Origin of the sequence: Siphonobacter aquaeclarae (assembly GCF_900103285.1) — a bacterium.
GTDB classification, from domain to species: Bacteria; Bacteroidota; Bacteroidia; order Cytophagales; family Spirosomataceae; genus Siphonobacter; species Siphonobacter aquaeclarae.
Genome location: NZ_FNGS01000005.1, coordinates 428,338 through 453,133, shown reverse-complemented (window position 1 = coordinate 453,133; position 24,796 = coordinate 428,338). Strand labels below are relative to the sequence as shown.

Genomic DNA, 24,796 nt, shown 5'->3' with positions numbered 1-24,796 from the left:
TTGTTATGAAATTTCTGCTATCCCTTCTGGCGGGCATAGGGTGGATCACTATGGCCTCCGCGCAGGTGCTGATTCCTGCGCCCGGTAACCTGGCGGTGAAAGTAAACGGAAGCCGGCAGGTCGTCCTGACCTGGAAAGATAACAGCTCCAACGAAGAGGCATTCGAAATTGAGCGTGCTTTCGGCTTTACCAACCTCCAGTTTACAAAGATCGGCGAGGTGGCAGCGAATACCGTCACCTACACCGACAACAACCTGACGCAGCAAACGCAGGTCAACTACCGGGTACGGGCCCGCCGGACGGCCTCGACGTTTTCCGCATACTCGTCCGTCGCCGACGGCGTGCTTCCCCTGATTCCGGTGATGAAGTCGATCGACGCCAAAGGCACCGGATGGATTGGGATCACTTTTCAGGTAGAAGGAGGAAAAGACGCCGGAAACGTGATTATCCAGCGGCGGCAGGGGCAAAATGGCGCCTGGGAAACGATTTACAAATACGACTCCAATCTCAAAAGCTACGAAGACCAGGCGGTGCCGCTCGACTACACGGAGTATTGCTATCGGGTGTATTTCGAACCCTATCCGGGAGATGTGTCGAATGTGCTCTGTGCGACGACCCTGGCCGCAGTACCCGGATCCCCGACAGACCTGACCGCTACAGCCGTTTCTTCCGGTCAGATTAACCTGAAGTGGGTAGACAACTCGAGCAACGAAACGGATTTTCTGATCCAGCGCTCTGCGGACGGAAATACCTTTACCGACCTGGGCACTGTGCCACCGAACACCACTGCCTATTCCCACACCGGGCTTTCTGCCGGTACGCGGGTCTATTACCGGGTTTGGGCCAGAAGGAGCACCCAGATTTCACGCGCTTCCACCAACGTGGCGGATGCCACGACGCTGGCGCTGCCCCAACCGCCCGCAGCTCCGACGAATCTGGCAGCCACTGCCGTATCTTCCTCCCAAATCAACCTGAGCTGGACAGACAATTCGGCAAATGAGCTCGGATTCGAAGTAGAACGCTCAACCGACGGCGTTTCTTTTGCAGGAATTGCGACCATCACCGCAAATACATTCTCCAATACCGGCCTTGCTGCCTCCACTAAATACTACTACCGGGTGCGGGCAGTCAGCAATGTCGGACCGTCCGGGTATACCAACGTAGCGAATGCGACGACATCGGCGCCTCCGCTTCAGGTACCCGCCGCGCCTTCCGGTTTGTCAGCCACCGCGGTATCTTCTTCCCGGATTGACCTCAGTTGGACGGATAATTCAAACAACGAAACCGGGTTTGAGATCGAACGGTCTGCGGACGGCGTATCTTTCTCAAAAATCGCAGATAATCAACCGAATACGTTTTCGAACATGGGCCTTTCCGCGTCGACAAAATACTACTATCGTGTCAGGGCAGTGAACCAGGCGGGGGCATCCGGATATACCAACGTAGCGAATGCGACGACGTCAGCGCCTCCGGTTCAGGTACCCGCCGCGCCTTCCGGTTTGTCAGCCACCGCGGCCTCTTCTTCCCGGATTGACCTCAGCTGGACAGATAATTCGAACAACGAAACGGGTTTCGAAGCGGAGCGATCGACAGACGGTATTTCCTTCTCGAAAATCGCAGATAGTCAGTCAAATACGTTTTCGAATACCGGCCTTCCGGCATCCACCAAATACTACTACCGGGTGCGGGCAGTGAACCAGGCGGGGGCATCGGGGTATTCGAATGTGGCGGGTGCGACGACTTCACCGCCTCCGAAAAACCCGCCGGCAGCGCCGTCCTCGCTTAGCGCCGCCGCCATGAATTCCGATCAGATCGACCTCGGCTGGCAGCGAAACTCTACCAATGAGACGGGTTTTGAAATCGAACAAAGTACGGCTGCCGGAGGCCCGTTCACCAAAATCTCCGAAACGAAAAACCTGAAAGTCACGGTATTGGGACTTGTCGGACAGACAACGTATTATTTCCGTGTGCGGGCGTTCAATGCTGATGGCTATTCGGGCTACTCAAATGTTGCGTCGGCAAAGACGCCCGAAACGATCATATCCGTCCGTCCGCCTATACCAACCGAAATTCGCGTATATCCTAACCCGTTCGTTGATCTGGTGCAGATTCGTTCGGAAGAATCTTCTGTGGAGGTGGATCTCCGTGTGTATGATGCTTCCGGACGGATTCAGTACCGGTATGACCGGGTTTCACTCCGGCGGGGAACGGCCTTCAACCTGCCGACCAATACCTGGAAACCAGGCAGCTACGTCCTCGAAATGCAGAATTACCAGGGTATTACGCTGAAACGCATGCTGAAACAGCCATGAAACGATACCTGTTTTTGCTACTGACGGGACTTGTCGCGCCGGCCTGGGCGCAGAAATCCGTGCGCCTGTCGGGCGGCCTGCAACTCTACGGCGGACTCTACCAGGCGCACGGCATCGAACCCCGCAACAATACGACTCCGTTCGGGATCAACGGCCAGGTAACCTTGTCCCTTCCCGGCGGCGTATCCCTGCCGTTTGCCCTGACGGTCGGCAATCAGGGCGTCAGCTTCCGCCAGCCGTTCAACCAGTTTGGCGTATCGCCTCAGTATAAATGGATTACGCTGCACGCCGGGTACCGGAACGTGACCTTCTCGCCCTTTACCCTGGCCGGGCATACCTTTCTCGGTGGCGGAGTGGAACTTAACCCGGGCAAGCTCCGGCTGGGCGCCGTCTACGGGCGGTTCAACAAGGCGATTCAGACCGATCTGGTCAACCCGGATGTCATTCCGGCCTTCCAGCGAACCGGTTACAGCGTGAAAATAGGGTATGGCTCGCCGACCAGCTATGTAGACCTGGTCATGCTGAAGGCCGGCGATGCGTTGTCGTCTGTTGCGAACCCCGTCTCTTCGGAGACTGTGACGCTGCAACCGGCCGAGAACATGATACTTGGATTAACCTCCCGTTTCCGCATCGGAAAGCGCCTATCCGGCGAGCTCGACGGGGCTGTGAGCGCCTATTCCCGGGACATCCGGTCGGAAGAAGTACATCTGGAAGAATCGGTCTGGCTGAAGGTATTCCGCCCGTTTTTCACGCCGCGCCTGTCTTCGCAGCTGACGCAGGCCTTGCAGGCGGGACTTGCGTACAGAGACCGGGTTTTCAGCCTGAAACTTCAGTACAAGCGTATTGACCCGAATTTTCAGTCGATGGGCGCTTACTACTTTCAGAGCGATATCGAGAGCTATACGGTTTCTCCGGGGTTGACGCTCGCCGGCGGTAAAATCCTCGTCGTCGGGAGCTATGGTATTCAGCGGGATAACCTTGCCGCCAATAAAAACGCCCGGACCGGCAGGCGGATCGGCTCCCTGGTTCTGGCGCTGAATCCGTCGCCGCGATTCGGTGCGGACATTCAGTTCGCCAACTACGGCATTACCCAGCAGGCCGGGTTACGACCGGTGATCGACACGCTGAAACTGGCTCAGAACAACCTCTCTGCGTCAGCCAACCTGCGCTATCTTATTCAAAATGAATCTGTTAACCACCAACTGACGCTCTCCGGGACCTACCAGCAACTGACGGACCTCAATACCCGTACCGCCCGTTTTACCGAAAACCGCAATACCAACGGAAGTATCGGCTATTTTCTGACGCAAACGCCCGGCCAGTGGGGAATAAACGCTGTAGTAAGCTATACGCATACACAACTTCCTGATGGTCAATTACTTCGATTTTACGGGCCGACTATCGGCGGAAACAGGGCCTTTCTCCGGAAAAAAATGACAACCTCCCTGAACCTGAGCTACCTCGTCAACGAGCAGGACGGCAGGCAGGGAAGTATCCGGACCGGGAACCTGTCGCTTGGGTACAAAGTCACACCTAAGCAGACGGCCACTCTGCTGGGCAACTACCTCAAAACGGAAACGGGCATCGCCGGGCAGGCGTTCGATGAGCTTCGGGCCTCTCTCGGCTATGCACTTCAATTCTAAGGACATGAAAAAGCTGTTCTTCTTTTTTCTTTTTGGGGCGACGGTTGCCCGTGCGCAGCAGGTTTCCGTATCTGTCAATGTACTGCCGCCATATTCTGCTTATTTGCAGGACTATGCAAGCCAGGCCGGCAAAGTGCGGATTCTGGTGCGGAATACGACTGCCACAGCCATAGACCTGCGGCTGGAGGGAAGTATCACGGGCGATAACGGGGTAACGATCCGGACGCTGGCTAACTACCGGCCGGTCGTGCCGCTGCACCTGGCCCCGATGGAAAGCCGGGTATTGTCGCAGCCTGACCTTGAGGGACTCTTTGACCTGAATCAGATCAGCGTCGAGGGCATGGACAAAAACCAGCTCTACCAGGGCCGGCCGTTGCCCGAAGGCATGTATCAATTATGCCTGAAAGCCTTTGATAACCGGACAAGTCAGCTGCTGTCCGCTGAGTTTCCGCAGGGATGCAGCGCGCCGTTTATCGTTCGTTCGGTCGAGCCCCCTGTGCTGATACTGCCGGTTTGCGACGGGCAGGTGCCGGTAACCACGCCGCAGTCCGTTGTCTTTACGTGGGCGCCGCCGGTGGGAGTATCTTCTGCGCAGGTGGAGTACACGCTGCGGGTGGTGGAACTGCCACTCGACGTCGACCCGAACGTATACATCGACGCCGTCAACCTTCCGAACAACGGACTGGAAGTAACCCACCTCAAAACAGCCGGATACTTCTACAAACCAGGTGATCCGCCGCTTCAGGCCGGCAAACGGTATGCCTACCGGGTGCGGGCCGCCGATCCAACGGGCAAGCTTGTTTTCCTGAACGACGGCAAAAGTCCCGTCTGCTCATTCCGCTACGGGGCGGAAGTCATCGCCGAAAAGAAAAAAGAGCTTCCGAAACCACCGGCAGAGGCCCGGCTGGACCTGTTTACCTTTTGCGGAAAGGCCATTCAGGTAGCCAAACTCACGGATACCCGCCTGGATCAATATACAGGAGAGGGAACGCTGACGTTATTGGAACCCTTTCGGATGACTGTCCGTGTTCGTTTTTCGGGATTGACCATCCGGCCGACCCGTTTTGCGGAAGGACAATACCCTGCGACACAGGGTTTCAGCGGATTCGAAGTCGTTCAGGGGCACCTGGAGGAGGCTATCGACGCATCTGCTTATAGTCAGGCAGATGCGAAACTGAAGACCGATCCGCATACCGGAGGCAGCGCAGCAATGACATGCGACGCCGTCCGCCTGGATGCCCAGGTACCCGTCGAATTCAACACAGAGCGAAATGCGTATGACAAAAAGGGCGGGAGCGAAGTAGCCGAAATCCGGAGCGGCGTACGCTGGAACTCGCCGATCCTTATCTCCGAACAGGTTAAAGTACCGAAAGGAGCAGTTAACCCGCGGTTTTCAATCGCCTCGCCGACGTCCCTGTTTTCGTCCGTCCGCGTAGAAGTACCTGCTGTCTGGGGGCCGCTCAGCAAGGGTAAAACCAACGAATCCGGCGAGCTGAAAGTAGCGTTCGGCAAGCGGCTGACTTATGAAAAACTATCGGATTTGCCGGGATTCGCGCTGACGCTGGAGGAAACGTCGTACTTCAGCATCTCAAAAGGCGTTCTGAAAGTAGTCCTCACCGGCGACCTGACCATTCCCTGCGGACGGAGCGGCTGCCCGGCAATGCAGATACCTTTCCGGGAGCAGAGCGGTGTGGCGTTTACGGCGTCGGTCGATGATCCGCTCGTCGTACCACTGACCGACAATGCCAGCGGCTTTCTCCGCTTCAGCAAACTCAATATCCGGCTGGCGGATTTGTGGCAGGCCGAAGACCTGACCTATCCCGAATGGGTGACCGGCGTGGCCCTGCCGGAGGCGGCTATACTGGTACGGGCCGCGTCCTCCAAAACCCTTCCGCGAAACCTGATGCCGGGAAGCGGAACACTGCCTGCATCCGGTGGCATGAAACCGGTGGTGAAGGCTTCAACCATCCGGCGCGGAGTAATTCAGGAGAATACTCCATCGAAACAGCTCTCTGCAGAGGAATCGGAATACATCACGATCCCGCATTTTGGCCTGGTCAATACCGGGAACGGCTTTGCGACAATACGGGGAGATAAGAACAAGACTGCCATCAAAACAACCTTCCGGGGCTTCAAGGCGAAAATAACCTCCTCGACCCTGACGATCCGGCAGAGCCGGCTCAAGGGCGGCTCTATTCAGGGAGCCCTTTACATCCCGGTCATTGGTGCGATCGGCGATCTCTACATCGCTGTGACAGACGACGGGCTGGCCGACGGCGAAGTACTGCGCATCCAGAAAGGAACCCGGACGCTGGTGGATACGCCGGAGGGCGACCAACTGACGGTGGAACTGAAATCCGGGAAGTTTGAACACGACGACGCGCTGACCTGCGAGTTGCGCTTTTTCGCGGGAAACAAATACAAGGTCAACCGGGGCCTTTTGGCCTGGGGAATTCCGGTTAAGAAAGTCGGGATCACGGCAGACGGACGGATTCAGCGGACAGGACTTCTGGTGTCTGCTCATTCCGCCTACTACAGCGACGAGCAACTGTCGGCCGCCTACAACGGGATGGATTTTCACCTGAAATGGGCCGATTTTTATTCCTCCGCAAAAGGATCGGATGACAGTTGCCATTTCGACGTAGGCGGGATGATCGTGCTGGGCGAGAAGATCGTTTCCCTCGGAGATGAAAGCAGGTTGTCTTTCGCTTTTGCCAAACCGGCAGACGATTTTGAATTTACGGCTCCTTTCAAACAGGCTTCTCCGTCCGTTCCTCCCGTTGTGCCCAATAGCAAGCCGACGGTCCCGGCTAACCTCAAAGAATCCAAAATCCCGAAAGGAGGGGGCCTGGAGCCCGTATCGGCTTTCGAAAAACTGGAGACTGCCGAGTATGTCATGTGGCGGGCACTTCCGGCGCCGGAGATGGTGCAGGAAACCAATACCATCCGCGCCGGCGCAGACATCGGCAGCCTGGCTTTCGAAGGCACCTTTACGTCCTACCTCGACGATCCGGATTACGGAAATGGCTTCCGGGTTAAACTCAATGCGGAAATACGCGAGCCTTTCCGGCAGATGGCGACGTCCACCGTCGTTGCCGGCAATAAAAACGGGGTTAAATACTGGTTTCTGGAAGTGGGTACGGAAGGCGATCTGACTACATTTCCGCTTTTTGCCGGCGTCGAGGCGTACGGATTCAAAGGGCGGTTTTACCACCACATGAAACATGCCGGCGATCAGTATGACGACATCGGAAAGGAAGATTACATTCCCCATCACGGTGTCAGCTTCGGGATGTATGTCAGTATGCCCATCCGGACGATGGAAGGCGGATACCTGCTCAAGGGGCGCGTTGCTGCAGAGACCGTTTTCAAGGGTTTTGTGCCGGAGACCATGACCATTCAGGGAGACGCTGGCATCCTGTCGACGCAGGCCGACGGAGGAGACGCCAGAATAAAAGGGCGCATGCGGGTCAATTTCGACTTTCTTGATTTGACTATGTCCGGTACGGTCGACATACAGGAAGCGAATCTGACCGTTTTGTGCGGTCATGGGAAAGCCTATTTCTACCTGGACAAAGAAGCCAACTTCGTCTGTTCGGCCGGAACGCCCTCGGAGCCCATTCAGGCAAATCTCTTTTGCGGCGCCGGTCCGCTTGGAAACATGACTTCCATCAGCGCTTCTGCGACGGTATTTCATACGAATGAAGCCATGACCGGGCCGCTGGCATTTGTTCCGGTCGGGACGGGCATCCGCGTTCACGCACAAGCCACCCTGTTATCGCTCGATAGCCGGTCGATGACCGGAATAGACAACCCGTATCTGCTGGTGACGGTGACGGCGAATGCCGACTTTGACCTGAATATCAAGGACATGTCGACAAAAGCGGAGATAGGCGCGAGACTGACGGCGACCGCGGGATACAGTCCTTTTCAGCGCGACCTGGCCGATGTCGGCGTCTATGTTCAGATGACGGCCTTCGATCCGCTCTGCATCGCCCTGCGCCAGAAAATATGTTTTCCGGGAATAGGAGGACCCAGTTTTGTCATCGGCATCAAAAACGGAGCACCTGTTTTCGAAGTGTTTGGGGAACAGAAAGACATGTGCTTCCCGTCTCCGAACGACCCCGGAGCCTGCGACGGTATTCTGAACAAGATTGTCGACGGAGCGCTCCGCCTGGTAAACGAGGCCGGAGAATTGCTGGAAGACATCGGAGAAACAATCGTCAACATAATCTGCCTTGGTTTTTGCTGATAATCAATAAAATACCATGAAAAGGATAGGTCTTTTTCTCGTCTTTCTGGCGACTGTTTCCGGAGCTGGCGCCCAGGAGCGCAAAGGAGCGGTTGTGTACACCGGCATCGTACCGGGGAAAAATGAAATTCAGGTAAAATGGTTGCTGACGATCGGTTTCAAGTCCAGGTACCACGTATACCGAAAGGGACCCGGAGAAAAGCAGTTTCGCAAACTGACCCGGGTTCCGTTGGAAGCAGAACCGCCGCTTCCGGTATCCGAGCAGCGGTATACCGGCAAGTATTCGCGGTCCGAACTGGAGTACAGCCGAGCGGCGATGAACGTTCCGAAAGAGAAAAAAGCCCTGAGGGCTTATACCGAAACTGTGGCTCTTCAGGCATATTCCGACACCCGCTTCGCGCAACTGGCCGGCATGTACTACAAGGACGTACTAGTCAAACCCGGCGAAACGTATCAGTACGGAATTGCGATGATCTGGGAGGGAAAGGAAATGACGATGGGCTTTTCGGAACCGATTACCGTCAAACCATTCGAAGCGCCTCCTTCGCCGGCGGCGCTGGTGCTGGAGCAGCTTTCAGCCGGGACTATTTCGATGAAATGGACGTACAACCGCCACTTTATCAACTACCACGTCTACCGAAAAAAGGGGAGTGAACCGGAAAGGCAAATCACTAAAACGGCCATCGCCGTTCCCGAATTCATAAACGGCAAAACGCCCGATACCTTCTACGCCGATTCCGATACCCTCAAACGGGAAGGTGAAACCTATACCTACCGGGTGGCGGCGATGGATGCCTTTGGTAACCCGGGGTATTACAGCCAGCCGGCGACGCTGACGTTGAAGGATATCACGCCGCCGGCAGCGCCGGCCAACCTCATCGCTGTGCGTAATAACCGGGACGTCCGTCTTTCCTGGCGACCGTCCCGCTCAGCCGATTGCAAAGGCTATTCCCTTTACCGCAAAGCTTCTCTCCACGATACCTATATGAAAATCAGCACGCTGGCGCAAAAAGATACGGTCTACGTAGACCGACAGCCAACCGAAGGCGCAGGATATTACTACTACCTTGAAGCCGAAGATGTAGCCGGAAACAGGCAGTCGACCATGCCCGTGTCCGTCACCCTGGCCGATCTCACGCCGCCGGCTATGCCTGCGGGCCTGACGGCGAGAACCGACACCGGAAAAATCGTCCTTTCCTGGAAACCCAATACAGAGAAAGACCTCGAGGGATACCTCGTCTACCGGGCGCTGAAAGACGATCCGGACAACTACGCCCAGTTGTTCCGGCTGCCGCAAAAGGCCACGACTTTCCTCGATACCCTGCCGAAAACGCATCGAAACCGTTTTTTTTACCGGGTAACAGCGCTGGACAAGCAGCGGAATGAAAGCGCTCCCGCCGTACTTTCTGCCAGCATGCCCGATGCCGTGCCGCCGCCACCTCCCGTTCTCGGTATTCCGGAAGTACAGGGCGGGAAGCTGGCATTTTCCTGGACGTCGTCGACCGACGTCGCTGCTTTCGACGTGTACCGCGACGACGTATGCCTGGCAGCTGCCATCCGTACCCATCGCTTCAGCGAGCCGGTACCGGGTCAGCGCGCGGCCTACCGCGTAGTAGCCATTGACAGCGCCGGAAACCGCTCCGTGCCTTCCGTGATGCGGGAGTACCTGCCTGAGCAACGGGACCTGGCTCCGCCGACCGACGTATCCCTGAAGTTTGACGGGCAGGCCCTGCAGGTACGCTGGCAGGCTGCACCCCAGCCAGAGGGCTTCCGGGGATACCGGGTCGTAGTCCGTTCGGGAACCGGCGCGTTTGAACCTGTTACGCCGTTGCTGCAGGAGAGCCAGGCGGTACTGTCTGATCTTCAGGAGAATACAGACTATGAAATCCGTGTCGTGGCCGAATCTGCGGAAGGAGAAAAACGATTCAGTCTCCCCGTAAAAACAAAAAGCAAATGAAAAAGCGACTGCTGCTTCTGTTGCTGCTGACCAGCTGCCGTCCTCAAACACAGGAACCAGTAGCCCGGCTGCTGGCAAAAGTCTGGAAAGCCAGGGAAGTACGGGAAAGTACGACGCTGGTGTATGCCGAAGGAGGAACGGCCAATATCAAACCCGGATATGTCCGTTTTTCGCTCGACCTGAGCAACCCGCCCCGGGCAGTACTGACGGATATAGACGGAAAGGCCATTACCGGCACCTGGACGTTGTCGATAGATAATAAACGGCTGATTTTGAGTGATTTGGTTCCTCAACCTACGGGCACGGTCTCCATCATCGAATACGACATCCGGGACGAACCGACAGAATCGGAGCTGCATCTTGAGCGCACCGCGGAGAGCCGCAAAACCGGTAATTCGCTCAATGAATACCGATTGATTCCGAAGTAGGCGGAACTGTCCGGGAATCCGGTTTCATCCGGCTTCACCGCTCGTACCACGGAATGTAATTTTCCCAGTACCACGGCGTATACACATCGCCGATCGTTTCTTTGAGCAGGTCTTTGAAGATTCCCTCGCCATTATCAGAATTGGTGAGGATGACGACGGCGATCTTTTTATCCGGGAAGGCAATCGTGTAGTGGCCCCAGCCCTGGTCGTTTCCTTCCTTGAAATAGGCTCTGCCATGCGGCGATTGCAGGACGACGTACCCGAGGCCATATCCGAGCTGAATGTTGTCGTTGAGGGTGGAATCCTTCCAGGAAAGGGGGCCGAATTGTTTGACAGACCGGATCCGGATCTGGCTGTGCGTCATGTCGTGAAAGGACTTTTTCGACAACCGCCTGCCATTGATCAGCAGCGTATAAAAGCGGTTGAATTCGTCCATGGTCGTTGTCAGCGAGCCGGCCGCGTTCGCAATCGTGCGGCGGGGAAAGAAGGTACTGTCGTTCTTGCGGTCATGGCCGACCGCATATGCCTGCTCATACTGCGGCTGCCACACATAGCTGGATGCCTTCATGCCGCAGGGCTCGAAAATGTATTCCCGCGCGAGGGATTCCAGGCTTCTTCCGGTGATTTCCTGAAGGATTACCTGCAATAGATAAAGTCCTTCACCTGAGTAACTTACCCGGCTGCCGGGTTCAAATTTGATGCGTAGTTTCCTGTCCGGTTCAAACCAGCGGAAATTGGGGAAGCCCGTGGTATGGTCGAGACACATGCGCGCAGTGATTTTTTTGTAGCGCCCGTCGCCTTCGAGGTCTTTAAAAGAGGATAGTTTCCCCGGAAATGTATAGGTCATCAGGGAGCGTGGCAGGTAATGTACCAGGGGTTTATCGAGGTCAATTACCTTTCGGTCAACCAATTGCATCACCAGATGAGCAAAAACCGCCTTACTGAGCGACAACGCGTAGAGGGCCGTCGAGGCGGTCATCGGTTGCTTCGTAGCGGCGATGGCATAGCCATACGTTTTGGCAAAAACGGGTTGATTGTTGTTGTAAACAGTGAGACAGAGTCCGGTAACCCTTGCTTTTTCCATCAGATCCCGTACCCGTTGATCCAGTGTCGCGGCGTCGATAGCAGAGCCGTCGATCCGCCGAATGGGCTGAGCGGTACCGGCCGAGCTCAGCAACAGGCAAAAGGCAGCGAACAGGAGGAGGAGAAGTGATCGCATCGGTTTTCCGGAAAAGTGAACATTACTTGCTACCAAACTAGCGTATTTCCCGGTAAATCCCGCGTAATTTCCAGGGCCTGAGATCGTTAGTGGCACGCTGTTTTCCGGTAAACGGGAATAGCAGACGGCAGTGTCGTTCTATCAACCTTTTCTACCTGTTCAGCCGATGAAAACACGAAAAATATGGGCGAATGTCAGCGTCCTTGACCTGGACCGGACCACCGCATTCTATAGCCGGCTCGGGTTTAAACACAACGGCGCGTCAGAGCAGCTGACCAGCTTTTTCTTTGGCGACGATATGTTCATCATTCATTTCTTCCGGAAAGAAGTACTCGAATCCGGTATGAAAGGACCGATAGCAGACCTGAAAACAGGCAACGAAATTATTTTCACCCTTTCCGCCGAAAGCCGGGAAGAAGTAGATGCCTGGGAAAAGGAAATACAGGAAGCGGGCGGAACGATCGTCTCTCCGCCCGAAGATTTCGGAAACGGGTATTATGGATTCGTCTTCGCCGATCCCGACGGCCACCGGTTCAACGTTTTTCTGATGTAGCAGACGGTCCGTCATATCCGCTTCTCACGAGGAAGGACAACGGATCTTTCAGTTCGATGATCTCCTTGACGGCCAGTCGTTTGTCGGTAGCTTTGCGGTAATACGCCTGGCAGATTTTGTAGCCGATGTAATATCCCAGGTCAGAAGGCCGGTCTTTGCTCGTGCCGCCGTTGTAGAGCCAGAGGTTGGCATTATCCCGGCATAAGGTGCTTTTGAATTCTTTCCAAAGCGCCGTTTCATGTGCTTCACCATACGGGCTGGCGCCGGATTTTCCGGTTATCAGCTCGGCCACAAAATTGGCAGCGCCTTCCCGGAGGCAGGAATACAGCTGGGGACACTGCACTGCCAGGCTATCCGTTTGCCCGGGCTGCTGCGTGTGTACGCATTCGTGGGCGACTATACCTTTGATTGATGCCGGAATATTGGGCTCTTTTTTCGCCGGATCGGGCTTCCAGGCGGGGTTTCCTTCCGAGAAATCAACGTTTTTGCCGGCGGTGACCATCTCCGTTCCCAGCAGAACAAAGCGGTTGGATACCGTGCCGCCGGTATTCCGGAACCCGATGCCGAAGCATACCTTAAACGGTTCGAAATTCCCGTACAGTTGCTTGAATTGCTGAAATACTTCCTCGATAAGCGGTGCCGACTTCTTCGCTTCCTCGGTATAGGGCCGTACTGAAGCATAATACCTGGGCCAGCGGGCAACGGCTCTGACGAATTGGTCAGGTGTCCACTGCCGCGCAGCGATGAAATCCTGCAAACCGTTCGTGGCCCGGTCGAAATACAGGTGCTGAAACGTCAGGACACTATCCCACCGCGACCTGGCATACCGGAGGTGATCATACGCTTCCCAAAAATGATCGATATCCAGCGTAAGCACGTTTTTGCTGTTTTCTTCCTCCAGTTTCTTTTTTGTCCGCTCACGCTCCTCCAGTTCCGTCGGTGTATACTGCCGGATGTAATAGTTGACAAACCCGCTTTGGGCGTTGCCGCTTTCGTCCAGTCGCTCGATAACCAGTTGATACTGACCGTTTTGTTTTGGCAGGTATTCCGCTGTTTCAAGGCCTCTGGATCCGTTGGGCGAGTCTTTTTCGAGCAAGGTAGTACCTTTTTCGTCGCGGAGAATCAGGCGGATATCAATTCCGAGTTGTTCCACCATCAGTTGGTACGACGTGCCTTTCTTCAGGGATAGCGGCACGGTGATATTTTCGCCTTTACGGACAGAAACGTTTTCATATCCGGTATTGAAACGAACGGTACGCTGACCGGAAGCGCAGGTGCTTATTCCAGCCAGAAAAGCCAGAAGGAGAGGGAATCTGTTATGCATAAGTTCAGAGACAGGTCGGCCGCCAACGGGGATAAGGCGACAGACGTTTGGCCCAAAGTTGACCTGCAAAAACGGCAAAAGAAACAGGCGCAACGCAACTTGTGATGAGCGGCGGCAGGTATGGCATCCGTCTGCCGATACCATTTCTTCACATTTTCGGGGAAGAAATTCAGCAGTTAAGGGGCAGGTATTGTATTGGTTTTTAGGCAATTAGTCGCCATTCCTCTTGTTTTCAGCGATCAACAGCAACAGAAAAGTTATATAGTTGTATTTTTACAACTGCAAAAATGCAACTGAAAGATGACCTACGTAAGCGCGCAACCGATGGCGACGGAATCCTGGGACGACATCTGTTATCCTGTCGAACCGGTATGGTTGTCGGAACTGCTGCCCGATTACGACATCATGGCTACAGACCGGCAACAGCTGATTGTCGGGCAGATGCCCGGTGGCAGAAAAACATTGTTCGGCATTCAAAGCGCCGAATACACGATTATCCCGAATGAAGCGATCCGACAGGTAATCGATGAACTGATTCCGGAATACCGCATGCTGGCGAAGTATACGACGACGGGAGAGTTCAGCATCAGTATTGTCCTTCCGGCGACGTTGTCAGTAGGGCAGGAGCGCCTCGAACGGAGCCTGATTCTCACCAATAGTTACAACGGGAGGACGCCTTTTAGTATTCAGGGCCAGACACTTACGTCGCTGTTGAGTACGACGGCCGCTCCCGGCAGCAGTTTCTTCCGGCCGCTTTGTCAGAACGGGCTGCTCGGATGGGCCGATTCGTTTTCGGACTCCCGCGCGTATCGGAACTGGCTGGCCGACTGGTCGAAAGGCAAAGAAAAAATACCCGGCACAAAAGGCGCCCCGACCGGGAAAGCCGCCGTCCGGTCTTCCACCGAAATACGAAAAATCCACCACCGCGCGCTGACCATCGAACGCTTTCAGGAACACCTGCGGACGTTGCTGCTGGAGCATTTATCGGCCCCGCCGACGCTGACGGCCTCGGTCTACAGCCATTTTCAGGAAACGCCGTTGCCCGTAGCGAGGGAGGGAGTACTGCAAAAACTGCCTATCCCGGTTCAGCTCGCCAAACAGGCGATGGAACGGATGCGGCTCGAAGAGCGCATGCTGAACAGCTCCGGATCATACTGGCTGCTGTACAATGCCGTGAACTATGCCCTGTTTTCAGCCCGCAGCAGCCTGACGCTCAACGACCGGTACCGGCTGGACGAACGGGTTTTTCACCAACTGGCGGCAGATACCTACGCCTGATCCTTCAACCGAAAACCCGGCAATCCTTCAGCCGAATCTCCAAAAACCAAGCGATGGGAGTTCAGGTTCTTTCAATCATCACGTTGTCTGTCGTGACGCTGTCGGTTCCCATTCTCTGGTGGGAACAGCGACGCTATCGGGACAAAACGAGCAAAAAACGGGGAAAGAAAGAAACGGAGTAGTATGACAGTATCTTCCGTCATATACTACTCCGTTCGTTTGGCTACTACAGCCGGTTTGCTTTGACTTCTTTTGCGGCATAGTCGACCGCCCGGGCCGTCAGTGCCATGTATAGCAGCGATGGACTCTGGTTTCCGGTACTCGTCATACACGCGCCATCGGTGACGAAAACATTCGGCACGGCGTGTAGTTGGTTGTGCGCGTTGAGAAGGGATGTTTTCGGATCTTTTCCCATTCGCACACCGCCCATTTCGTGGATATCGAGCCCGGGAGCCTGACGATTGTCGTGCGTTTCAATGTTGATACATCCTGCTTTTTCGAGCATGGCTTTGCTTTCCCGTAGAAAATCTGCCGTCATTTTTTCGTCGTTGTCGTCATAACCGACTGACGCGATGAGTTTGGGTATGCCGAATCCGTCGGTCTCCGAAGTACTCAGTCTTACGTGATTTTCTGCTTTCGGTATCGTTTCTCCCTGCATATACATATAGATATGCCACGGGCCGGGTTCGGTCATCTTCTTCTTGAAGCTTTCTCCGAATCCGGGTGTATCTGCCGAGGCATTTCCCCGGTGACGGTGCGCGCCAAGAAATGTCGTAAAGCCGCCCACATAATCGGTATCCTGCTTACCCAGGTTGCGGTAGTTGGCGATGATGGCGTCGGTGGGATTTCTTCCGAAATAATAGCCGTTTTCAAAACCGGGCATTTCGGCGCTCAGGCTGCCGCGGTAGTTATGGAAACCGACGTATTTACCCAGCAGCCCGGAATCATTGCCCAGGCCGTTCGGGAAGCGCGCCGAGCGCGAATTCAGGAGAATGAGGTTGGTATTCAGCGCAGAAGCATTCAGGAAAATGACGCGGGCTGAAAACTCCATCGCTTCTTTTGTTTCTGCATCGATAACGCGTACGCCGGATGCTTTGCCCGTTTTTTCGTCAAACAGAATGGAATGCACCACCGAATGCGGCCGGATGGTGAGCTTACCCGTTTTCTGCGCCCAGGGCAGGGTAGAGGAAACCGAACTGAAGTACCCGCCAAACGGACAACCGCGCATGCAGAGGTTACGCGCCTGGCATTTGCCGCGGCCCTGTTTCAGGTGGATTTCCCTGGGCTGCGTCAGGTGTGCCCAGCGGGCCTGCACCAGGTGCCGGTCGGGATAGTGCGTCCGGATGGACTTTTGCAGCGCTTCTTCCACGCAGTTTAACTGAAACGGCGGTAGAAATTCGCCGTCCGGCATAGCTTCAATCCCGTCTGCGTTTCCGCAAACGCCGATAAAGCGCTCCACGTGCGTATACCACGGCGCGATGTCGTTATAGCGGATGGGCCAGTCGATCCCATAGCGCAGACGATCGGGCGCCGAAAACTCAAAATCACTCCACCGCTGGCAGGCCCGGCCCCAGGTCAGGGATTTCCCGCCCACCTGATACCCGCGAATCCAGTCGAACGGCTTTTCCTGAATGTACGGATGATCTTTGTCCTGGATGAAAAACTGAGCATTATCCGAACCGAAGCCGGCGGCCTTGGTAATCAGCGGATTTTCATCCATAAATGCCTGCGGCATGTGCCCCCGGTAGGGTATTTGCCAGGGATGCATGAACGTCGTCGGGTAGTCTTTGACGTGTTCAACAGACCGTCCGCGCTCGAGAACCAATGTCTTCAGGCCCTTGTCGCACAGTTCTTTCGCTGCCCACCCGCCGCTGATACCGGAACCGACGACGATCGCATCATAGGAATTTTTGTCTTTCACTGCACTTTCTTGTTCGTTGCCGGTGGTAAGGTAAAGAAATCAACAGACTTCTTTCCGAATCTTCGGCGATGGGACGGGAGATTCCTGTTTTTAGCTAAAAAAGCTGAAAGCCCGGATAATACCGGGCTTTCGGAGTAGTGAGGCGAAGGCCGGGTATGCTAGCTTTCGTCTTCGACGGATGCGTCGGGCGCGTTTTTCTTCACCGACTCGATGCCGTTGTCCCGGCCGGAAGCGCTTTCATACATCTGGCTCATACCGATCACCTGTCCGTTTCCGGCTTTGAGGGTGAAATACTCTTTGCCGTTGGAGGCCGTTTTACGGTCATAGTTACCGTCTTCCGGTGCATTTTTCCGGACGGATTCGATGCCGTTTGTGCAGCCGGATTTGGCGGCGTATCCTTCACTGGTGAGAATGACCTGCCCGTTGTCGGCCTTGAGGTTGAACTGGAACTCGCCGTTGGTTCGCTTGGAGATGACAAATTTTCCCATGATTGATTTTCGCAGATTTGGCTGAAAATGTAACGAAATTGTAGAAAAATTGTCTCATTTCGATGACTAACAGGGCGATTTTTACGGGATATCCGCTCAGAATGAGTAATAGAGATAGGACATCCAGGTTGGAGGAACCCGGCGACGTCTGGTAAAATCACGACTTTTTTGGGAAAGCAATGCCGTCTGGCGGAAGGATGAGAACGACAGGCATGCATCCCCGTGAGGCGCCTGATCCAGCCACAAAACCCCCGATTGTTAATTTTTTTTGAATTTTTTTCGGGGGATGAAAATCTGTTTCTCAGCATATTATCCCCTCCAGCCCGTCAGAACGGACAATTCCCGCTTGCGTTCGCCTCTTCAACGCCCTATATTTGCACCACGAAACGCCAAAAGCCGGACACGAAACGGAAAAAGGCAGAGAAGTAAAAGCAGATTTTGTCGACCTTCTCACGTAAAACGATCCTGTAGCTCAGCTGGTAGAGCAATACACTTTTAATGTATGGGTCCTGGGTTCGAGTCCCAGCGGGATCACAAATGATTAAAGCTAAAGCGCCTCAAAAAGGCGCTTTTTTGCATTTATCTGTGCGCTCTTGAGTTCGGTTAAAAACAGGCAATTCTTTTTAACCGAACTATTCAGTTCTTCATTCCTGCTATACACAGCATTTGAAGCCTGCTGCCTGTAACTGCTACTTTTGTGATGTACCAGTCGAAACGCACCAGCATGAGCTTTGGTCAGAATGTTATCCGTTTTCACGAACAATTAGCGTACACAGGTTCAGCCTTGCCGGACGGTATCCACGTGATTAATCCGTTTGCGGAGTCAACACCGGCAATGGATAATCTCAGGATGTTTGCCCAAAAGTACCTGGATGATAAGAACCCGCGCTATCTCATTTTGGGCATCAATCCCAGTCGCTTTGGGGCGGGTGTAACGGGCATTCCGTTTACGGATACAAAACGGCTGGTCAGCGAATGCGGCATTCCGTACTCGGGGAAGCAAACGCATGAAATTTCCTCGGTTTTTGTCTATGAAATGATCCATGCGCTGGGTGGCATAAGCGATTTTTACAGCAGATTTTATATCAACTCGCCGTTTCCGCTGGCCATTACGAAGACCAATTCCGAAGGGAGAGAACTGAACTACAATTACTACGATAGTGCAGCGCTCACGGAGGCTGTGTATCCTTTTATCGTACAGAGCGTGCGACAATTGATTGATCTCGGGATCAGGACGGATACCTGCTTTTGTCTCGGCACCGGTAAGAATGCCCGATTCCTGAAGCAGCTCAATAACGCTCACGGTTTTTTCCGCCGGATAGTACCCCTGGAGCATCCAAGATTTATCATGCAGTATAAAAGCGCAGAGAAGAGCAGGTATATCGAAAAATACAAAAGAGTCTTAGACGAAGTGGATTCGGACGCAGGCAGCTGACAGATGTGCAAGTAAAATCCAGGACCCTTCCGGAGAATGGAGTCCGTACGGACAAGGCGGCATAGGGGGGCGCAACTGCCGTCCGGAAACGATTATTTCCCCAAAATTGCAGGAGTAGGTCACACGTAACACGATCAAACAGGCATAGGATGTTTCAAAAAAGGAAATATTCTGTCTTTCCCTTTCTTGCAATTGCATCCCTTATCATTTTGCTTTGAGAGATCAATAGTATTCTGCCGGATGTATGCCGGTCGGAACTTCCGTCAACAAATGAAGAAGCTTGAACAACTAAAAGACTGGCTGCCAATCGGATACCTGTACCTTGTCATTCTCGGCGTTCTGAAAGAAGGTGTTTTCTTTTACCAGCTGGGAATAGATGTGCTGAAGTTCTCGCCGGTTTCAGACATTTTCATGAGTCCGGTCGCCGATATTTTTTCAGATCCGGTTATTCTCGGAGCGTTTGTACTGGTGATGCTGCTTGTGTATGTGTATCTCCGGATACTGGAAAAACTGGCAAAGAAACCATCGGTTCGGCAGGTGTTTTCAGGAAAGGGAAATCCGCTACTGACCGATGAAGAAATGAAGGCTAAAATGCGTGGTTTGCTGAATATATGCCTGGGTATTGGCGTCCTTTGTTTCTTTGTTGGAACGGGTTTAGGCGGAGGAAATAAAACCCGCAGGAGGATCGAGGAAAACCGGATGGAATACCGGCACAAAGTCACATTCGGCACAGGAGAAACGGAGGAAGTATATCTGATCGATTCCAACAGTGCCTATTGTTTTTACGTCAGCAAAGGCCAGCGCACGATCAAAATCGCTCCGATGGGCGCGGTAAAGAGCATCGAACTGATTGACAATCGGATGCTGGAAACGAAGAAAACACCGGTAGCGGCAAAAGGATAGCAAACGCAGAAAAAGCCGGAGTCTCCGGCTTTTTCTGCGTTTAAACGGACCGGATCAGTCTTCATTTTCTGCCTCCCAATTGATGTTATTTTCTGCGATGGAAGTCAGGCCTTTATCGGTTTGTTTTTCTTCCTCCAATGTCTGCTGAAGAATACCGGCAATTTCCTTTCGCCCCATCGTATTGGCGAGCTGAACAAGCCCGCCATAGGTGGCAATCTCATAATGTTCGACCTTTTGCGCGGCCATGATAACGCCCACGTCACGGGTCATGCTGCCGTCTTCTGTTTCTTCGATGACGGTTTCGCCTTCTTTGACAAGACCCTCCATCGCTTCGCATTTCTTCGCCTGAGGCTTTTTCCCGAGTAGTTCAAAAACCTGTTCGAGACGGGATACGTGTTCTTCTGTCTGTGCCAGGTGATCCCCGATAGCGGTTTGCAATTCCGAAGTAGTGGCCGCTTTTTTCATTTTGGGAAGCGCCCTGGTCAGGTGCTTTTCTGCCCAATAGATATCCTTGAGCGAGTCAAGGAAGTACTTTTCGAGTTGCGAATTTCCACGGACATCCGCTTTCTTTTCGGCTGGTTTATTTGCAGTAGCAGGCATGATGTAAAAGATTAACAGTGAAACAGTGACAGCCCTTCGCGGCATGCATTGCGCTTGCTGACGACACCGCGAACGGGCCGGTGTCCACCTCCGGGAAAACTCCATGCCATCTGTTTCGGGCCTCACTTTGTCTGACAGGTGCCCCTTTCGATTCGTTTATGTCCGGTTTTTTCGCCGAAACGGGCCAGGGAAACGGAAATGAGTAAGCCTTTCTACGTCCGGGAGAATCCCGGCACCGTCCGGTTGGCTGGTACGGCGTTTGAGCGACTTTACCGCTTAAGCCTTTTTGTATATAGCACTGAACGAATCGTATGTACTCATTACGGACGGAACCAGCGGAATCGGGTTTGAACTGGCGAAAATGTTCGCGGAGCGCGTCCGCTGGTAATCGTGGCCCGGCACACGGATGATCTGGCTGCTGCCTCCGGGGCATCGCGGACTCTCACCAACCGCCCTAAACTCAAAACCCTAACTCCCCTGACCAAACGTCAACAAATTACTATCCGGATCGAGAACAGAGAATTCCCGCTGACCCCACGGCTTGGTTTCCAGCGGCGCATTGGGATGGATGGGGATATTCCGGTCGAGAAAGGACTGATAGAGCTCGTCAATGGCGTTGGTACGGATGTATACCTGGCCATAGTTTTCCAACGGGTCCAGGTCGGCGTACTCGAAAAAGTGAATCTGGATCTGGTCGAGCCCGACCATCAGGTACCCCGCATAATCGGCGCTGCCAAAGAGGCTGAAGCCGAGTTGATCGACGTAGTAGGCTTTTGTAGCGGCTTTGTCCCGCATGGGGAGCTTGGGATGGATATCGGTGAGCATGGCCTGAGGTAGTTGAACAAGAGGAAAAGGTAGGAAGAAGTCCGGGGAGAATCAAATACGCGGGCGTCGTTGCATCAGGAGAAGTGGAATGCAACGCAGTCGCTCCCGTACCGTCACCTACTTTTCCGGAAAATTGATACGTTTGATATCCGAAAGATCCGACGCCTATGCGATTCGAACGAATACTCCCGGCAGAACCGCTCCGCCCATACGTCAACTACCTCGTCATTTCCGAAAACGATTCGGAAGGCGAGTACCGCGTATTGCCCGGAACCGGTCTTGTTGCAGGGTTTCAGTATTCAGGACGCCTGTCAGTTTGGGAGAATGGCTCCATGAAAGGACTCTCTGGCGCCGGCGTTACCGGGATCTGTGACTCCGTCCGGATATTCCGCAATTCGGCAGGGATCGGCACAATTCTCATCTACTTCACTGAAACAGGCCTGTCTGCCTTTTCAAGACTGCCGGCACATGAGCTTTTTGGTAAAAGCGTGTCGCTGGATGAGTTATTCCCGTCTCAGGACGTACGGGCAATGGAAGACCGGCTTTCAGAGGCTTCCGATGATGCGAAGCGTATTCAGCTGGTGGAAGCTTTTTTGCTTAACCGGCTTCATACCCGTGAAACCGACCGGCTCGTTACCGCCGGTATTCGGTTATTGCGGGAGTCAGGAGGTCTGATTCGGATGGAGGAGCTTCAGCGCCGGCTGGGTACCAGTGCCAGTCCGTTTGAAAAGCGTTTTCGTGAGAGGGCGGGAACGTCGCCGAAAAGACTCGCTTCTCTTGTTCGTTTCGAGGCGGTCATCCGTGATCTGTCAGCCGGAAAATCACCTGGTGATGTGGCGTTCGATCATGGTTATTTTGATCAGGCTCACTTTATCCGTGATTTCAAACGGTTTGCGGGAGAAACACCCGATCAATTCCGCCGCAGGTAAACGGTTTTTTACAATGCGCACCGGCTGATCACGCCGATCTTTGAAGGCGTAACCAGCGAATGAATATGTTCACCATCCCGCAAATTGACGAGGCACACGCACGCGTGCGTTCCGGGGCCGACTTTCCCGCGTATGTTCAGGCCATCAAAGCACTCGGCGTAACGGGTTTTGAGACCTGGGTGACTGATAGCCACACCGATTACCACGGCGCCGGCGGATTCCAAACCAGCTCCGGATCACAGTATTCCCCGCTAGTCATCGCGAAAGCAACCGATGCGGAAGCCTTTCTCCATTCCCTGAAAATCCACCAGCAAGGCCGGACCGACTACCTTACTTTTTGCCGGCATTGCGCCGAAACCGGTATCGAACGTTGGGTCGTCTCCCTTGAAGCTATGACCTGTACCTATTTTGATACGCGAGGTGAAACTATCCTTGTCGAACAAATACCCGGCTAGCCTTGGAATAGGTACGGACATGATGAAACGGCCGGGAGATTCCTCCCGGCGTAACGAATAATACGGGAGGGGATCTGCTACTTCTTCGCCAGCGGGTGTCCGAGCCAGATCAATACCAGCGGCAGCAGCAGGAAGGGAATCTCCGACAGGGCTACTTTGACGTTGCCGGCACGGAGTGCAAAGCTCATTACCAGCAGAATACCAATGGCATTCAGGATGTTTCCGGCGAAAAAGGTACCGGGAATCAGTGTCAGGACGGCCGTCGCCAGTCCCATAACCGAAATCACTGTTACCATCGTCTGATCCAGGCCCATATCGGCCATCAGTTTGGCTTCTGCTTCGCTCATCCGGCCCGAAAGCCCGGACCAGCCGTGTTTGAGGTTGAGGTACACGGTCACCAGAATCAGGATTGCGCTGACAATTTTCATCGTGTGGTTGTTAGGAGGATACCTGTGCGGACCATTCCGCACAGGTAATATACATCAGATATTCATACCTCCCGATACTTCGATGCGCTGGGCGTTGATCCAGCCGGCATCTTCGGTACAGAGAAAGGCCACTACGCCGCCGATGTCGGTCGGCAGTCCAACCCGTCCGAGGGCCGTAATGCCTGCTACATGGGCGTTCAGTTCCTGATTATCACGGACCCGGCCGCCGCCGAAGTCGGTTTCAATGGCGCCGGGAGCGACGACATTAGCCGTGATTTTTCTCGAACCCAGTTCTTTCGCCAGGTACCGCGTCAGTACTTCCACGCCGCCTTTGAGCGAGCCATATACAGACGACCCGGGCATTGTCATCCGGGCAAGACCTGATGAGATATTGATGATCCGGCCGCCGTCGTTGAGGAACGGCAGCGCCTGTTGCGTGAGGAAAAAGACGCCTTTGAAGTGAATATTCACCGCCGCGTCAAATTGCTCTTCTGTTGTTTCACCCACAAGGGCGTATAGCGCTGTTCCGGCGTTGTTAATCAGGAAGTCAAATGCCGGCCGACCGGTTGTTTCTGTCAGATAGCCAGTGACTTCATCGAAAAACGGCCCGAACCGTCGGATATCGCCCGCGTCGAGTTGAAAGGCGTGCGCTTTTTGTCCGAGCGCCTCAATTTCAGCCACTACCTTGTCGGCCTCCTGCCGGTTAGTATGATAGGTAAGGAGAATATCGTTTCCTTTTTCCGCAAGGCGGAGCGCCATGTCTTTTCCCAGACCGCGACTGCCACCGGTAACCAATGCAATTTTTGTCATGCTAGTGTAGATGAGGGCGGAGCGGTGATGTACATAGCCCCGCCTGAACGGCACAAAGGTCCGGACGCTTGCCGGACCTGTACTTGCGAAGAGCAATCCGTTGTTTGCGGAAATCAAATACCGTTAAGAAAAAAAGCTGGCTGAAATCTATTCAGCCAGCTTCTAACTTATGGGAATCGCATTTTATGCAGATACGTTGTCGTAATGGATCTGCCGGTTTTCCGGGAGATGGTTAACGTGCGGCATGAGCCCCTGCCGGTACTCCCGGTAGAGGCGACGGATATCGTCTTCCGAATCAGCAACGAACGGCCCATGACTCGCTACTTCCGCGCCATGCGGATGGCCTGCATAGACGACCAGCCGTACCTCCTCTGCACCTGCCTGCAGAAGGAGGGGGCCTCCTCCGCGTTCGAGCCAGCCCACCTGCCCGGCGCGCAGAGAGGCCTCCGCGACGGTAGCGTTTCCGTCAATAACATAGACAAAACCGTTCTGATCAGCTGGAATATCCGTCGTGACGGATGCTTCGGGAGCCAGGCGGATTTCCAGTAACGTCAGCCCCGTCACGTTGTGCAGCGGGGAAGTAAATCCCTGACTACTGCCGCTGTACACGCGAATAGCCGCGTCAGACGTCTGATACACCGGGACAGCCGAAGCAGCGAGCTTCTGAACCCGGGGTTCTGCATTTCGCAGCTCCGGCGGCAGCGCCAGCCAGAGCTGGAGAATATGCATCCGCGTGCGGGCGGTAATTTCTTCGGTATGGACGATTCCCCGTCCGGCGGTCATGAGTTCCAGACTTCCGGTTTCCCAGTCGCGTCCGTCGCCTTGCAGAACGAGCGTTACCGTTTCAAAACCGGCATGCGGATGCGGACCGCCGACGGGCTCTCCGCCGGGGAGATCCAACCGGTCGTCCATCAACAGCAAAAACGGGTCGGTTTCCCGAAAGCGGCTGCCATTGACGATAGCGGCCGCTGTATGCCCTTGCCCGAGAAATCCGGGGTGAAAGGCGGGAGTATTAATGTGCTTGATTTTCATGGTT

21 protein-coding genes and 1 tRNA gene are annotated in these 24,796 nt (G+C 54.3%); 13 read left to right on the top strand and 9 right to left on the bottom strand.

The window, feature by feature from the left end:
* Positions 1–5 precede the first annotated feature (5 nt).
* Genes BLR09_RS15075 through BLR09_RS15055 form a run of 5 tightly spaced genes read left to right on the top strand, consistent with a single transcriptional unit; the run spans position 6 to position 10,592 of the window.
* Positions 6–2,312: a fibronectin type III domain-containing protein gene (locus tag BLR09_RS15075; protein WP_093203845.1), complete on the top strand. Its 2,307-nt coding sequence runs from the start codon at positions 6–8 to the stop codon at positions 2,310–2,312.
* Positions 2,309–3,955 carry a hypothetical protein gene (locus tag BLR09_RS15070; protein WP_093203843.1) on the top strand — a complete coding sequence of 549 codons (1,647 nt, stop codon included), beginning with the start codon at positions 2,309–2,311 and terminating at the stop codon, positions 3,953–3,955. The genes BLR09_RS15075 and BLR09_RS15070 overlap by 4 nt, the downstream gene beginning before the upstream one ends.
* A gap of 4 nt (positions 3,956–3,959) precedes the next feature.
* Positions 3,960–8,207, top strand: a complete 4,248-nt coding sequence (locus BLR09_RS15065) for a fibronectin type III domain-containing protein (RefSeq protein ID WP_093203839.1) — start codon at positions 3,960–3,962, stop codon at positions 8,205–8,207.
* A 16-nt stretch (positions 8,208–8,223) separates the two neighbouring features.
* The gene (locus BLR09_RS15060; protein WP_093203836.1) at positions 8,224–10,164 is read left to right on the top strand and encodes a fibronectin type III domain-containing protein; all 1,941 of its coding nucleotides are present in this window, start codon (positions 8,224–8,226) and stop codon (positions 10,162–10,164) included.
* Positions 10,161–10,592 carry a hypothetical protein gene (locus tag BLR09_RS15055; RefSeq protein WP_093203833.1) on the top strand — a complete coding sequence of 144 codons (432 nt, stop codon included), beginning with the start codon at positions 10,161–10,163 and terminating at the stop codon, positions 10,590–10,592. Before BLR09_RS15060 ends, BLR09_RS15055 begins: the two co-directional genes overlap by 4 nt.
* 34 nt (positions 10,593–10,626) lie before the next feature.
* Here BLR09_RS15055 and BLR09_RS15050 read toward each other — a convergent pair whose 3' ends face one another.
* The gene (locus tag BLR09_RS15050) at positions 10,627–11,811 is read right to left on the bottom strand and encodes a serine hydrolase domain-containing protein (RefSeq protein WP_093203831.1); all 1,185 of its coding nucleotides are present in this window, start codon (positions 11,809–11,811) and stop codon (positions 10,627–10,629) included.
* Between the two features lie 166 nt (positions 11,812–11,977).
* Between BLR09_RS15050 and BLR09_RS15045 the strand changes: the two genes are divergently transcribed.
* Complete coding sequence (locus BLR09_RS15045; RefSeq protein ID WP_093203829.1) at positions 11,978–12,364, top strand: VOC family protein; 387 nt, start codon at positions 11,978–11,980, stop codon at positions 12,362–12,364.
* Here the strand turns inward: BLR09_RS15045 and BLR09_RS15040 are convergent.
* On the bottom strand, positions 12,345–13,688 hold the full coding sequence (locus tag BLR09_RS15040) for a DUF2268 domain-containing putative Zn-dependent protease (protein WP_176785563.1): 1,344 nt from the start codon (positions 13,686–13,688) through the stop codon (positions 12,345–12,347). The genes BLR09_RS15045 and BLR09_RS15040 overlap by 20 nt on opposite strands.
* Before the next feature lie 300 nt (positions 13,689–13,988).
* On the opposite strand from BLR09_RS15040, the gene BLR09_RS15035 reads away from it, so the two are divergent.
* Together BLR09_RS15035 and BLR09_RS25870 are read left to right on the top strand one after the other, a co-directional pair.
* Complete coding sequence (locus BLR09_RS15035; RefSeq protein WP_093203824.1) at positions 13,989–14,966, top strand: hypothetical protein; 978 nt, start codon at positions 13,989–13,991, stop codon at positions 14,964–14,966.
* Between the two features lie 53 nt (positions 14,967–15,019).
* Positions 15,020–15,148 (top strand): hypothetical protein, encoded by a 129-nt coding sequence (locus BLR09_RS25870; protein ID WP_262507492.1) that lies wholly within the window; start codon positions 15,020–15,022, stop codon positions 15,146–15,148.
* A 44-nt stretch (positions 15,149–15,192) separates the two neighbouring features.
* On the opposite strand, the gene BLR09_RS15030 is transcribed toward BLR09_RS25870, so the two are convergent.
* Both BLR09_RS15030 and BLR09_RS15025 read right to left on the bottom strand, forming a co-directional pair.
* Entirely contained in the window at positions 15,193–16,887 is a 1,695-nt protein-coding gene (locus tag BLR09_RS15030; RefSeq protein ID WP_093203822.1) for a GMC oxidoreductase, read from the bottom strand.
* A 158-nt stretch (positions 16,888–17,045) separates the two neighbouring features.
* Positions 17,046–17,375, bottom strand: a complete 330-nt coding sequence (locus tag BLR09_RS15025; protein WP_093203819.1) for a YegP family protein — start codon at positions 17,373–17,375, stop codon at positions 17,046–17,048.
* 461 nt (positions 17,376–17,836) lie between these two features.
* On the opposite strand from BLR09_RS15025, the gene BLR09_RS15020 reads away from it, so the two are divergent.
* From BLR09_RS15020 to BLR09_RS15010, 3 genes are all read left to right on the top strand, one after another.
* Positions 17,837–17,909 (top strand) — tRNA-Lys (locus BLR09_RS15020).
* A 190-nt stretch (positions 17,910–18,099) separates the two neighbouring features.
* Entirely contained in the window at positions 18,100–18,810 is a 711-nt protein-coding gene (locus BLR09_RS15015; protein ID WP_093204270.1) for a uracil-DNA glycosylase family protein, read from the top strand.
* Positions 18,811–19,080: 270 nt separating this feature from the next.
* Positions 19,081–19,713 (top strand): hypothetical protein, encoded by a 633-nt coding sequence (locus BLR09_RS15010; RefSeq protein ID WP_143011104.1) that lies wholly within the window; start codon positions 19,081–19,083, stop codon positions 19,711–19,713.
* 54 nt (positions 19,714–19,767) lie between these two features.
* Here BLR09_RS15010 and BLR09_RS15005 read toward each other — a convergent pair whose 3' ends face one another.
* Positions 19,768–20,313 carry a YciE/YciF ferroxidase family protein gene (locus BLR09_RS15005; protein WP_093203814.1) on the bottom strand — a complete coding sequence of 182 codons (546 nt, stop codon included), beginning with the start codon at positions 20,311–20,313 and terminating at the stop codon, positions 19,768–19,770.
* 468 nt (positions 20,314–20,781) lie between these two features.
* The gene (locus BLR09_RS15000; RefSeq protein WP_093203811.1) at positions 20,782–21,138 is read right to left on the bottom strand and encodes a bleomycin resistance protein; all 357 of its coding nucleotides are present in this window, start codon (positions 21,136–21,138) and stop codon (positions 20,782–20,784) included.
* A gap of 167 nt (positions 21,139–21,305) precedes the next feature.
* Between BLR09_RS15000 and BLR09_RS14995 the strand changes: the two genes are divergently transcribed.
* Positions 21,306–22,067, top strand: a complete 762-nt coding sequence (locus BLR09_RS14995; protein ID WP_093203809.1) for a helix-turn-helix domain-containing protein — start codon at positions 21,306–21,308, stop codon at positions 22,065–22,067.
* A 65-nt stretch (positions 22,068–22,132) separates the two neighbouring features.
* Entirely contained in the window at positions 22,133–22,522 is a 390-nt protein-coding gene (locus BLR09_RS14990) for a DUF1398 domain-containing protein (RefSeq protein ID WP_093204268.1), read from the top strand.
* Between the two features lie 77 nt (positions 22,523–22,599).
* On the opposite strand, the gene BLR09_RS14985 is transcribed toward BLR09_RS14990, so the two are convergent.
* The 3 genes from BLR09_RS14985 to BLR09_RS14975 all read right to left on the bottom strand — a co-directional run bounded on the left by BLR09_RS14985 (position 22,600) and on the right by BLR09_RS14975 (position 24,792).
* Positions 22,600–22,950, bottom strand: coding sequence for a hypothetical protein (locus BLR09_RS14985; protein WP_093203806.1), 351 nt, complete (start codon positions 22,948–22,950; stop codon positions 22,600–22,602).
* Between the two features lie 54 nt (positions 22,951–23,004).
* Positions 23,005–23,760, bottom strand: coding sequence for an SDR family oxidoreductase (locus BLR09_RS14980; protein WP_093204265.1), 756 nt, complete (start codon positions 23,758–23,760; stop codon positions 23,005–23,007).
* Positions 23,761–23,943: 183 nt separating this feature from the next.
* Positions 23,944–24,792: a pirin family protein gene (locus BLR09_RS14975; RefSeq protein WP_093203804.1), complete on the bottom strand. Its 849-nt coding sequence runs from the start codon at positions 24,790–24,792 to the stop codon at positions 23,944–23,946.
* Positions 24,793–24,796: the final 4 nt, after the last annotated feature.